Raw genomic sequence first — 11,393 nt, 5'->3', positions numbered from 1 at the left:
ATTGCGATGGACCAAGGTTTACGTTTCGCTATCCGTGAAGGTGGCCGTACAGTAGGCGCTGGCGTGGTAGCTAAAATCATCAAGTAATTGATAGGGAATAATTTAATTTTCAAGAATTAAATTGTTATCGTTAAATAAAAGGCTACGTTTTTTAAACGTAGCCTTTTTTGTTGATTTAATGTTAGTTTAATTTGAGGAGGCTTAAGATAAATCTATATTTAAGTTAATAATTAATTTATGCGCGATAAGCAAATAATTTATGTCCTATAGCCGATAAAACCGCACCACAAACAACAATTAATGCACCAATATAGCTAATAGTATTGAGTTCAGGGGCAATAAAATCTGAGGGATCAATGTAGTGAGCTAAGTGGGAAAATAAAATGGTGAATAACGGCACCAAAGTGATAACTACGCTAACTTTCGATACTTCCCACCGGTTGAGCGCTTCGGCATAGGCACCATAACCGAAGAGCGTGTTGAGGCAGCAATAAATAAAACATCCAAATGTAAATGGTGTAAGGTTTTCGACTTGAGAAAATTCAGTAAAGGGCATAAATACAAAGACGCAACCCAAGTAAATCATAAATAGAATTTGCTGTGAGCTAAATTTACGAAGCATTAATTTTTGCGCCATGCCATAGACGACCCAAACTAAAGCAGCACTAATACTGATAAAAACTCCAGTGGAGTAGGTGTTTAGTTCAGTGAAAATAGCTAAACGGTCATTGAAAAATAAGCCTAATCCAATCAGTAATAAGACCAAGCCAATTTTTTGATGCACGCCAAGCTTTTCTTTAAAAACAAATACACCACAGATTAACATTCCGAAAGAAGATAAAGGGATAAAAATTTGCGCAATGGATGGTTCAATATAATTCAACGCGTTATTGAATAAGAAGAAGTTGCCAGCTAAACCTACAATACCAATGACAGCTAACCAGCCATAATAGCCAAGCTTATCGGTTGTCGGCAGTTTATTTTTATGCCAAAGAATAATAAATAAAACCACGCTCGCTGTGATAAATCGATACCATACAATGGTCTGCGTATTCATGTTGGCGAGCACTTGTTTCAACGCAATAGGCAAAGTTCCCCAGGCTATTGCGGTGATTAATGCGAAGAGAAGGCCCACGACAGGTTGTTGTTTCATGATTATCTTCCTTTTACTTACGCCATATTTTGAAGTGCGGTCGTTTTTTGCCGTGTTTTACGTAGATTATTTTTTTAACTTACTCCACATTTTATCTTCCTGTCCGCGCCAGAGGCGTTGGATGTTTTCATGATGGCGATAGATGAGTAAACAGCAGACTAACGCCACAGGAAAAGTGAACTCGGGTTTGAACCACCAAACATAAAACGGCACGAATAGTGCAGTGATGACAGCACTGAGAGAAGAGTAGCCGCTGATCAAGAAAACTACTAGCCATGTGCCTAACATAGAAAAGAGAACGCCCCAAGCAATGGGCGCGATGGCACCGAAGGCAGTGGCAACGCCTTTTCCACCTTTAAACTTGAAGAAAATGGGGAAAATATGACCAAGGCAAGCACCGAGTGCCACCATGCCTAATTCAAATTGGGTTAAGCCAAGATAATAACCCAACCAAACGGGCAATGTTCCTTTTAACATATCGCAAAGTAATACGGCTAACGCTACCCAGCGACCACCGATGCGTAATACATTTGTTGCACCCGGATTATTTGAGCCCGATGTGCGAGGATCGGGTAAGCCGGCAAGTCGGCATAATAAAATTGCACTGGAAATGGAGCCGAGTAAGTAGCTCAATAGCATATAAAATAAGGCAAAAAGGCTCATGGAATTTCCTATGGCGTAGTAAAAAGAGTTCGTCTATTGTACCCAAAGTTGGTAGTATAAGCCCACAAAAATTTTGGTTACTCACGGTATAGAAAACCCATGCAAGATTTAATTTTTATTGAAGGTTTGACGGTATTTGCACAAATTGGTGTATATGACTGGGAACAGCAAATCAAACAAAAGCTGATTTTTGATGTCGAAATGGCGTGGGATACCCGCCAAGCTGCAGCGGCGGATGATGTACAATTAACGCTTAATTATGCGCAAATCAGTGAATTTATTATTGATTATGTAGCGTCTAAACCCTTTCTATTGATTGAACGGGTGGCCAATGAAGTAGCAGAGCAATTACAACAACGATTTAGAATAACGTGGCTTCGGCTTAAATTAAGCAAACCGAAAGCGGTAGCACAAGCAAATAACGTTGGCGTGATCATTGAACGACGTTTATAACAAACAAGATCAAGAGAAATATCATTTGAAAGGTTTATTTTTACGTATTGTTGCAGGCTTATGCTTATTACTTTGGGCGATTGATATGGTATTTCCGTGGCAACATATCATGCACTCGGAAGAAAACCCTTATCAAGCAATTCAAGAACGCGGCAAATTAGTGGTTGGTACGATTAATCACCCCATCTCTTATTTTATTAATGGAGAGGGGGAATCCGGCTTGGAATATGAATTAAGCAAAGCCTTTGCTAGCTATTTAAACGTAGAGCTTGAAATGCGGTCAATGGAGAGTACTGACACGCTATTTGATGCGTTAGATGAACATAAAATTGATATTGCCGCGGCGAATCTTTTCTATCAAACAGATAAGACGGAGCATTTCCAGCTAGGCCCTTCTTATTATTCCGCCTCTTGGCAACTGGCGTATCGCAAAGGCGAAAATCGACCTCGTTCTTTGGCGCAAATTAATGACACATTGGTGATTCCTGAAAGCTCCGAATTAGTGCAAATTTTAAAAGATGCCCAACTTAAGCATCCGAAACTCCGTTGGCGGGTAGATAAAAAACTCACACAGGAAGAATTATTATTACAAGTGGCAGAAGGTAAAATTGCGTACACCCTTGCCAATTCTTTGGATATTTCTGCAACCCAACAAATCAAACCGCAAATTGCGGTGGCATTTGATTTAACAGATGAAATGAGCGTACATTGGTATTTATCCAATAATTCGTCTAACGAATTGCAATCAGCCTTGCTGGATTTCATGAATACCGCGATTGATTCAGGATTAATTGCCAATATTGAAGAGAAATATTTTAATCATTTTCGCCAGTTTGATTACGTGGATACCAAATCCTATTTGAATTCTATTGAAGCGATTCTTCCGAAATTTGAACCGCTCTTTACGAAACATAAAGGCAATTTAGATTGGCGTTTATTGGCCGCTATCGCCTATCAAGAATCTCACTGGAACCCTGATGCCACGTCACCCACAGGCGTACGTGGTATGATGATGCTGACCAAAGATACTGCCGAACGCATGAAAATCACTGATCGTACCGATCCCGAACAAAGCATCAAAGCCGGTTCTGAATATTTACATTGGTTGATTGAACAGATCCCCGACAGTATCAACAATGACGATCGTATTTGGTTTGCTTTAGCGGCTTATAATATGGGTCTAGGGCATTTATTGGATGCACGCCGCTTAACCAAAAGTTTAGGAGGGAATGCAGACAATTGGCTGGATGTGAAAAAGAACTTACCGCTATTGGCGGAAAAGCGTTACTATACCAACCTAAAATATGGCTATGCTCGAGGTTATGAAGCCGTTCAATATGTCGAAAATATTCGTCGCTATATGAATAGCATTATGAATTATTACCGTGTGCAACAAAATCAAAGTGATAAAAACGAAGACGTAAATAACAATTCAAGCACCGATTCGCCTGCAGAGGAAAATGATCATGAACAAGAGAAAACACTTAAAACCGAGTAAAAAGAAATTTTTCCACCAACAACAAGCACGTGCTTTACGCTTAAAACATTTAAAGCAGCGCAAAGCCAAATTATTTGCCCGTCATGCCTTGCAATTTGTGGTACAAGAAATGTAGTTCACTTCCCTCTGTTCTTGCATAGGGATTCGATGTGAGGAGATGGGGGATGTTTGATACCTATGGGCGAATGTCATTAACTTTTTCTAAGTGCGGTGAAAATTTACAATGTTTTTTAACCGCACTTTATTATTTTATCAGCGTAACGACTTCTTGGGTTAATCGATTGATTTCTGACCAATTTTTCGCGTTAATTAGTGTTTTTTCAACAAACCAAGATCCACCACAGGCCACTACATTTGGAATGGCTAAATAATCTTGAATATTTTGCAACCCAATTCCCCCTGTTGGCATCATTTTTAATTGCGCGTAAGGGCCTAATAACGCTTTAATCATTTTCACACCACCGGAAGCTTCCGCCGGAAAGAATTTTACTGTATCAATGCCTAATTCTAAGGTTGCTTCAATCGCCATCGGATTATTCACGCCCGGTATAATCGGTAAACCTAGGTCTTGGCATAATTGCACAATTTTAGGGTTAAACCCCGGCGTCACGACAACATCTGCACCGGCATTTTTCGCTTGAAAAACTTGGTCGGCGGTTAAAACCGTCCCTGCCGCAATCAGAAAATCAGGTCGCTGTTGGCGCAACAAGCGAATCGCCTCTCCAGCCGCCGGAGAACGAAACGTAATCTCCGCTACCGACAACCCATTTTGTGCCAGCGTATCTGCCAACGGTAAAATATCCCCGGCATGATCCAATGCGATAACCGGGACGACTTTCAGTCGCTGAAGTTGTGTTGTGATTGTCGCTAGAGTCAGCATAGTGTCTCCTTTTAATGTGGGAACCCTACAAATAAATTATTTCGCTTCAATCCCTTCAAATTCCCGAATTTTATTCAATGCTTCGGTTAAATCAGAGGTGAACGTAATTTTTTGGATTTCAGGCAGTGAACCGGATTTAACAATCGTGCGTAGTGGCTGGAACTGCATGTTACACATATAAAGTTGTTGGTGAGGCAACATGTGTTGCACAAAGCGTGTGAGTGCATGAATTCCCCCGGCATCCAGTACGGTCACCGCATCGCATTGTAAAACAATATGTTTGATTTCGTGATCGGTGTGGACGGTTTTCTCGTGCAAGTCGGCGAAGAGATTATCCGCCGCCGCAAAAAAGAGCGGTCCGCTAATACGATAAATTAATACATCATCCAAATCTTCCGGCACTGCAATACTAATGGATTTGGTCATTTCGGCGATAGTGCGGATAAACAGCAGACTAGCCAATAACACGCCCACAGAAATGGCAATGACCATGTCGAATAAGACCGTGAGGATTAAGCAAACCAGTAATACGGCAATTTCGTTACGTCCGGAACGACGGATAAGCTGAATAATTTTTGGTAAATCCGCCATGTTCCAAGCTACAACCAACAAGAGCGCGGCCATCGAAGATAGCGGTAAATAAGACAGTGCAGGCGCAAAAAACAATAAGGCAAACAACACTAATAAAGCGTGCACAACACTTGAAATTGGTGATACGCCGCCGGATTTAACGTTTGCCGCAGAACGCGCGATGGCTGCGGTGGCTGTGATTCCGCCAAAAAATGGAGAGGCGATGTTGCCAAGACCTTGCGCTAATAGTTCGTTATTGGAATGGTGTTTGGTGTCGGTCATATTGTCTAAAATGACGGCACACAATAATGATTCGATTGCGCCCAAGACCGCCATGGAAAATGCCGCCGGCAATAGGCGTTGAATGGTGTCAAAATTCCAGTTAATTAAGTTACCTTGTGGATCAGGAATATTCCATGGCAAGGAAAATTCAGGCAAAACATTCGGAATACCGTAGCCGGTCGTGCCATCGGAAAGTGTGTATTGGAATTGAGTACCGATGGTTGCGACAGAATAACCGAAGTGGGTCAGCAATAACGAGAGCAATGTCGCGAGAATCACCGCCGGCAAATGACCGGGAATAGACAGGCGTAGTTTATGCCATTGGGTTAAAACAATAAGCGTAATTATCCCTACGCCGGTATCTGCCCAATTGATACTTGGAAGTGCGGTCAAAATAACTTGCACTTTTTCAAGATAATGAGACGGCATTTGTTCAATGCTCAAACCAAGGAAATCTTTAATTTGTAGGGTGGCAATCACGATGCCGATGCCTGATGTAAAGCCGAGCGTGACAGGCAGCGGAATGTATTCGATAAGCCGCCCTAGGCGGAACAACGCCATCAATACCAAAATGACACCGGAAAGCAATGTAGCCATCAGCAGACCGCTTAAACCGAATTGCTGAGTAACAGGGAATAAAATCACCACAAAAGCGGCCGTTGGGCCGGAAATATTAAAGCGTGAACCTCCCGTTAATGCGATGATAATCCCCGCAACAATGGCGGTGTATAACCCGTGCTGCGGTGGTACGCCACTGGCAATGGCAAGTGCCATGGAAAGAGGAATGGCGATAATGCCAACGGTTAACCCGGCAATAATATCTTTGGTCAAATGACGGGAAGTATAGCCGTTTCTGAAACTGTCTTTTAATGCGCTGAAAGGTTTAACTGACAGAAAGGCATTTTTAGTAAGAAACCATTTTTTTAACATAATGAATAATAGCGGATAAAAAATTGAGTGGGATAATCCTGAATGGACGCTTATTTTACCCGATTATTGGTGAAATTTTTATCTTATGAACGACAAAATTACAAAAATACTTGACGAAACTCAATGAAATCCTTATAGTTCGCACGTCCTAATCACGGTGAGATGTCCGAGTGGTTGAAGGAGCACGCCTGGAAAGCGTGTATGTGGGAAACTGCATCGGGGGTTCGAATCCCCCTCTCACCGCCATTATTCAATTCAATAACGTTCGCCGACGTTCATTTTCTAACATAACTCCCTGTAAATTCAATTAGTTATTGTTTTTTAACGTTCCATACTGTTTATTTTTGATTGCTTTTATTCACGCGTTTTAGATCCCAATTTAACTCCCAGTAAATTTTTTCGAATTTTAGTGGGATCTAAAATGCTAATACTTCCTTTTAAATCATAGGGTTAAAAGAATATGAGCAAATTTGTTAAACCTTTGAGCGATACTACGTTGAAAAACCTCAAACCATTGGATAAAGAATATACAAAATCAGACAGTAAGGGCTTATATATTCGCGTTTTTCCTAATGGATCTAAAGTTTGGTATTTTGCCTATAAGTTTTTAAGAAAACATAAAAAAATTAGCCTTGGAAATTATCCTGATTTGTCGCTTTCTTATGCACGAGAAATGGCGCAGGAATACCGAAGACTACTCTTACGCAATATCGATCCTAATGTTTATCGCAAGGAACAAAATAAACCGCTTGAAGATATGATGACATTTGCCGATTTAGCGCGCTTATGGCGTGATAAGCGGTTAGCACAAGGTAAATTCAAAAGCGACACCATTAATGAGGCATTTAGACGCGTAGAATTGCATTTATTCCCTACTTTAGCATCCATTCTGATTACGGAAGCCAATTTAAAAACCTTTTCGCCAACACTGCTGCCACTCAAAAACTCAAATACGCTTTATAAGATTAATATTGCGTTGGGTCAGATTTTTCAGATGGCAGAGGATGAGGAATTGATCGTTAAGAATCCATTTCGGAAAGTTCATGATGAATTTAACTACATTCAATCGAAAAATCAGCCAACCATTAAACCTGAAGAATTGCCTACACTTTTCCGGGTATTGAATAACGCAAACGTGCAAAAACCGACGGCCCTTTTGATTGAATGGCAATTGTTAACGATTTTGCGCCCGGCTGAGGCTGTTCAAGTGGAATGGACGGATATTGATTGGAAAGCTAAAGCATTACATATCCCGGCGGAACGGATGAAAGGCGGTAAACGTCCGCATAGCGTCCCACTTTCTCCGCAAGCTTTAAATATCTTGGAGCAAATGAAGCAATACACTTTTAATCGGAAATATGTTTTTGCGACTTATTCCGCACCGTACAATAAACCTATGAGCACTCAGGCAGCGAATGTGGCGTTAAAACGTATGGGATTTAAAGGGTTGTTGGTTGCGCATGGTTTACGCTCCATTGCCAGTACTTATCTTCATGATCTTGATGTGTTTTCATCGGAGGCAATTGAGCTTTGTTTATCTCATGAAAATCGGGGTAAGGTTCGCGCCGCCTACGATAAATCAAAAAAATGGCGTTCTAGGCAGGAGATTATGAATGTTTGGGGCGATTACGTTGAAAAATGCAAAATAGAGGCGATTAAGTCCGCTCATATCCATTCATAGTATTTTGTAGAAACTGGATAATTTCCTGTTTATTCGTTTCGGGCAATTGGTTTAGAAGTGTTTTTAAAATTTCGTCTTTTTTTAGATCACTTGCCCGTGTTGAATGGCTAAATTCCATGTTTAAAACAAATTTATGCTTACAGTCTTCATTCTTGCAGGAACAATATAGGCGGCTTAGATCCTCATGAATTCGTTCTGTTCGATTTATCACACAATCACTTTTACAGATATTGCAATTTACTCTTAATACTCTCACTTTTCCCCCTTAACTGAAATAATTTTTTAATGAATTGCCTCACGTAAAATTAGAAAAAGCATTATAAATCAACAAACTATAGTTTATATCAATAAAATTCACTCATTCCTTAACTGAAAAACACTGAAAAAACGTGAAATTTTTACAGTTAAGAAAATGTAAAGATTTTAAGTTTATATTATTTAGATCAATAAGTTACATTAAATAAAGAGTGAAAATTAACTGAAAAATGATGAAAAATACCCCTAAAATCGGCGGGGGAGGAAGTGGATTTTACGTGACGTGAAATTTTACGCGGCGTCCCTTCTTTGATTGAACGATAAATATACAAAAATTCCTTTCATCGTGTCATAACGCCTATCACACTTTAACTTTAATGAATTCTCTCACACCTTCCACTAACATTTAGTAAATCAAATAAGATCTAATTTTACCTAATACAGTCTGATTTTCTAAGAGGCAATAAAATAATGCAGGAAAAACGTCTTTTAAGAATGGGAATCAACCCAAAAGCATTTAACGATTTTAAAAAAGATATTGAGCTATTAATGCTTCCGGATAAGGAAAAGAAAAAAATCATTATTCAAACATTGCGGAGAATGAAAGATATAACTAAAGATAAGACCTCCAATCAAATGACGCCAACCGGCTTAAGATGGAAACCTAGAAAGCATGGCAATTATAAAATGTTAAGGAGTATTGCTAAAAAGTTAAGTGTTGAAGGTGATAACAAAAAGGGGCGGTTATATTTTAAGCTTAATAAAACGGCACGTATAGCCGCTGAACATCAATACGGATTAGATAACCATTTTAATGTTAGTGATTTTAAAGATAGGAGGGCAAATTCAGAACCGTGCACTAGCAGACAGGCAAAAAAATTAAAAGATTTAGGTTATCGTATTCCAGTTGGAAGAACTAAAACAGGTAGAACTAAATGGAAAAATGCGACAATCAAAGAAATTAAGAGCAAACTCACCATAGATCAAGCTGGTGTAATCATTAGAAAAATGATGAATACCGGGAAAGGTAGAGGGCTAAAATCTTGGATTATTCCAACCACAAAAAGACCGTTTTTAGATGAAAGACAAACTATTAACGCGGAAATTATGCGAAATATTGTATTAGAAGTTATAGGGAAAGAATGACGGAATCTAAACAAGAACGCTTTATAAGACTTGATGAGGTTATGAGCCGAACAGGGCTAAAACGCGCGAATATTTACCTAAGAATGAAAAATGGAACATTCCCTAAAAATATTTCTATCGGCGCAAAAAATGTCGTATGGCTGGAAAGTGAAATAATGGAATGGATGCAGGAAAAAATCAACCAACGAAACCAAACGGAGTAAAAAATGTTTTTGAAAGACACAGAACAGAATCACGCATTAGAAGCACTTAAAGCACGTGCAGGAACTGTGTTGAGTGAGTTTAATGCAATTCAGGATAACTTACTGACTATTACAAATAACCTTGACCGCAATAAAAAAATGATTGCGGCCTTAGAGGCGGAGAATAACGAGTTACAAAGCAATATTGATAATATGACGTCAACCAGTGACGGGGAAATTGATTTTTCTCACTTTGATGAATATTCAGACAAAATCAATTCAAATAGCCGAAAAATTGCAGCAATTAGACGAGCCGTAGAGAAAACAGAAATAAACAAAGAATTGATTATTCTCACGGATTATCACAACAAAGCAGAAGAATTAAAACATTGTTATATTCGTTTCTTTGATATGTATTTCGAGGCTTATCTTAATGAATTAAGTGAGGATGTGATACCACCTTTCAACCTCCTATTCAAAATCTTTAGAAATTCCTCACAGAGTAACGAATCCGTAAATATAACAAGTGCGTTAGATATTCGGGAGCAATTTCTCAGTATTGTTTCGACAAAGCTGAAAGATAAACTGACCGATATTCCGGCAACAAAACTGAATATTGAGGGCTATCATATTGCATTTGGCCATAGTTATTCAGCTACAATGCAACGCCAAAACCGAATTACAGAGTTAACTCAATTAGCAAAGAAAGGAGAATAAACCAGGGTGACTTTGCCGGGGCATTGGAGGCAATGGGAAAATAAATGTTGATACAAACCAGCCGGGTAAAAAACCGGCTATTTTTTTGCCTGAAATAGACAGTGTTAGAAGATAATATACAGTATTGGAAAACGTCGTAAAGGCTGTATAATAACTGTATAAATACACACTATAAGGACTCATTTTATGAATGATGCGCAATTTGATTGTAACGTTTTGCCAGTCAGTTACTTAATGGAAGAATACGAAAAATGTTACAATAAAAAGCTTGATTTAGAAAAATTGTTGTTATTATTTTATGAACATTATGATGTAGCATTATTTGTTCATTTTTCATTTTCTAACAATTTGCTTTCAATGGGCAAAGGAATAAAACCTATTCATAAGGATAATTTTGATTTTTATCTTTCATGCTGTGATATTTCTGGAAAGTTTGGATATTTATATCCTGAAGAGTCAAATGATTATAAAAATGTAGATACAGAGTATACAAATAAAATATGTAATATTGATGAGTTTAATCTAAAAGGAGTTATTAAATTTTCATATTATGAAAATTATTTCACATCAAGAAATACAGAAAATTTTGTTTTACGAGAGATAACAGATTTTTCAGGTTACTTCAATTTTTTTGGAAATGGCGGATTAAAGCTTAACAAGGAAAATCTGACGTTATCAAATTTTAGAAATAAATTCACAATGAAATATGATTTAGTAGATTGTAAATTTTGCCCAGATGATTGTGTTCTTGAATATTATATTTCAAAGATGGAAGTAACTTTTAATGATGGTATTTTAAATGATCTAACCTTAGATTTTGTAAATGATGTTTACATTCAGAAAGAAAAAATTGATTTTATTCTTAGAAATGTTGATGACTACGTCCAAGAATCTACAAAAATAAAGCAGAAAAAAGAAAAAGATCAAGAAGACATATATAAAGCGTATTTAAAAATCAAAGAGGAAAATAAGAAACTAAAGAG

At 38.3% G+C, this 11,393-nt stretch carries 13 protein-coding genes, 1 tRNA gene and 1 pseudogene; 10 read left to right on the top strand and 5 right to left on the bottom strand.

Going from position 1 to position 11,393, the window contains the following annotated elements:
* A pseudogene (locus tag QZ106_RS06965) lies at positions 1 to 87 on the top strand (elongation factor Tu); the annotation flags it as partial.
* 148 nt (positions 88 to 235) lie between these two features.
* Here the strand turns inward: QZ106_RS06965 and QZ106_RS06960 are convergent.
* Positions 236 to 1,153 carry a DMT family transporter gene (locus QZ106_RS06960; RefSeq protein ID WP_295975921.1) on the bottom strand — a complete coding sequence of 306 codons (918 nt, stop codon included), beginning with the start codon at positions 1,151 to 1,153 and terminating at the stop codon, positions 236 to 238.
* A gap of 66 nt (positions 1,154 to 1,219) precedes the next feature.
* Complete coding sequence (gene plsY, locus QZ106_RS06955; RefSeq protein ID WP_295975919.1) at positions 1,220 to 1,816, bottom strand: glycerol-3-phosphate 1-O-acyltransferase PlsY; 597 nt, start codon at positions 1,814 to 1,816, stop codon at positions 1,220 to 1,222.
* Between the two features lie 99 nt (positions 1,817 to 1,915).
* Here plsY and folB point away from each other — a divergent pair, with 99 nt between their 5' ends.
* From folB to QZ106_RS06940, 3 genes are read left to right on the top strand one after another with little or no spacing between them, the layout of a single operon-like run.
* Complete coding sequence (gene folB, locus QZ106_RS06950) at positions 1,916 to 2,269, top strand: dihydroneopterin aldolase (protein WP_021615802.1); 354 nt, start codon at positions 1,916 to 1,918, stop codon at positions 2,267 to 2,269.
* 25 nt (positions 2,270 to 2,294) lie between these two features.
* A complete protein-coding gene (gene mltF / locus QZ106_RS06945) occupies positions 2,295 to 3,767 on the top strand; it encodes a membrane-bound lytic murein transglycosylase MltF (RefSeq protein WP_295975922.1) in 1,473 nt (490 codons plus the stop codon).
* Positions 3,736 to 3,882 (top strand): hypothetical protein, encoded by a 147-nt coding sequence (locus QZ106_RS06940; protein WP_198009763.1) that lies wholly within the window; start codon positions 3,736 to 3,738, stop codon positions 3,880 to 3,882. The genes mltF and QZ106_RS06940 overlap by 32 nt, the downstream gene beginning before the upstream one ends.
* A 129-nt stretch (positions 3,883 to 4,011) precedes the next feature.
* On the opposite strand, the gene QZ106_RS06935 is transcribed toward QZ106_RS06940, so the two are convergent.
* Positions 4,012 to 4,647, bottom strand: a complete 636-nt coding sequence (locus QZ106_RS06935) for a bifunctional 4-hydroxy-2-oxoglutarate aldolase/2-dehydro-3-deoxy-phosphogluconate aldolase (RefSeq protein WP_295975918.1) — start codon at positions 4,645 to 4,647, stop codon at positions 4,012 to 4,014.
* A 36-nt stretch (positions 4,648 to 4,683) separates the two neighbouring features.
* Complete coding sequence (gene dauA / locus QZ106_RS06930) at positions 4,684 to 6,429, bottom strand: C4-dicarboxylic acid transporter DauA (protein ID WP_295975917.1); 1,746 nt, start codon at positions 6,427 to 6,429, stop codon at positions 4,684 to 4,686.
* Between the two features lie 156 nt (positions 6,430 to 6,585).
* Between dauA and QZ106_RS06925 the strand changes: the two genes are divergently transcribed.
* Both QZ106_RS06925 and QZ106_RS06920 read left to right on the top strand, forming a co-directional pair.
* A tRNA-Ser gene (locus QZ106_RS06925) sits at positions 6,586 to 6,675 on the top strand.
* A gap of 214 nt (positions 6,676 to 6,889) precedes the next feature.
* Positions 6,890 to 8,110: an integrase arm-type DNA-binding domain-containing protein gene (locus QZ106_RS06920; RefSeq protein WP_295975914.1), complete on the top strand. Its 1,221-nt coding sequence runs from the start codon at positions 6,890 to 6,892 to the stop codon at positions 8,108 to 8,110.
* Here the strand turns inward: QZ106_RS06920 and QZ106_RS06915 are convergent.
* Complete coding sequence (locus tag QZ106_RS06915) at positions 8,085 to 8,366, bottom strand: ogr/Delta-like zinc finger family protein (RefSeq protein ID WP_295975913.1); 282 nt, start codon at positions 8,364 to 8,366, stop codon at positions 8,085 to 8,087. The genes QZ106_RS06920 and QZ106_RS06915 overlap by 26 nt on opposite strands.
* Before the next feature lie 470 nt (positions 8,367 to 8,836).
* Here QZ106_RS06915 and QZ106_RS06910 point away from each other — a divergent pair, with 470 nt between their 5' ends.
* From QZ106_RS06910 to QZ106_RS06895, 4 genes are all read left to right on the top strand, one after another.
* Positions 8,837 to 9,511, top strand: a complete 675-nt coding sequence (locus QZ106_RS06910) for a hypothetical protein (RefSeq protein WP_295975911.1) — start codon at positions 8,837 to 8,839, stop codon at positions 9,509 to 9,511.
* Positions 9,508 to 9,714, top strand: a complete 207-nt coding sequence (locus QZ106_RS06905) for an AlpA family transcriptional regulator (RefSeq protein ID WP_295975909.1) — start codon at positions 9,508 to 9,510, stop codon at positions 9,712 to 9,714. Before QZ106_RS06910 ends, QZ106_RS06905 begins: the two co-directional genes overlap by 4 nt.
* A gap of 3 nt (positions 9,715 to 9,717) precedes the next feature.
* Positions 9,718 to 10,410 (top strand): hypothetical protein, encoded by a 693-nt coding sequence (locus tag QZ106_RS06900; RefSeq protein ID WP_295975907.1) that lies wholly within the window; start codon positions 9,718 to 9,720, stop codon positions 10,408 to 10,410.
* Between the two features lie 186 nt (positions 10,411 to 10,596).
* A partial coding sequence (locus QZ106_RS06895) for a hypothetical protein (RefSeq protein WP_295975906.1) occupies positions 10,597 to 11,393 on the top strand: 797 nt, incomplete at its 3' end.

Origin of the sequence: uncultured Aggregatibacter sp. (assembly GCF_901873365.1) — a bacterium.
In the GTDB taxonomy this organism is placed as follows: Bacteria; Pseudomonadota; Gammaproteobacteria; order Enterobacterales; family Pasteurellaceae; genus Aggregatibacter.
The sequence above is the reverse complement of the archived record's forward strand: the minus strand, read 5'-3'. Positions and strand labels throughout refer to the sequence as shown.

Excerpts from the sequence above, each read along its gene's own strand:
- QZ106_RS06960 (WP_295975921.1), bottom strand. The coding sequence starts at position 1,153 with ATGAAACAACAACCTGTCGTGGGCCTTCTCTTCGCATTAATCACCGCA.
- plsY (WP_295975919.1), bottom strand. The coding sequence starts at position 1,816 with ATGAGCCTTTTTGCCTTATTTTATATGCTATTGAGCTACTTACTCGGC.
- folB (WP_021615802.1), top strand. The coding sequence starts at position 1,916 with ATGCAAGATTTAATTTTTATTGAAGGTTTGACGGTATTTGCACAAATT.
- QZ106_RS06940 (WP_198009763.1), top strand. The coding sequence starts at position 3,736 with ATGAACAAGAGAAAACACTTAAAACCGAGTAAAAAGAAATTTTTCCAC.
- QZ106_RS06935 (WP_295975918.1), bottom strand. The coding sequence starts at position 4,647 with ATGCTGACTCTAGCGACAATCACAACACAACTTCAGCGACTGAAAGTC.
- dauA (WP_295975917.1), bottom strand. The coding sequence starts at position 6,429 with ATGTTAAAAAAATGGTTTCTTACTAAAAATGCCTTTCTGTCAGTTAAA.
- QZ106_RS06920 (WP_295975914.1), top strand. The coding sequence starts at position 6,890 with ATGAGCAAATTTGTTAAACCTTTGAGCGATACTACGTTGAAAAACCTC.
- QZ106_RS06910 (WP_295975911.1), top strand. The coding sequence starts at position 8,837 with ATGCAGGAAAAACGTCTTTTAAGAATGGGAATCAACCCAAAAGCATTT.
- QZ106_RS06905 (WP_295975909.1), top strand. The coding sequence starts at position 9,508 with ATGACGGAATCTAAACAAGAACGCTTTATAAGACTTGATGAGGTTATG.
- QZ106_RS06900 (WP_295975907.1), top strand. The coding sequence starts at position 9,718 with ATGTTTTTGAAAGACACAGAACAGAATCACGCATTAGAAGCACTTAAA.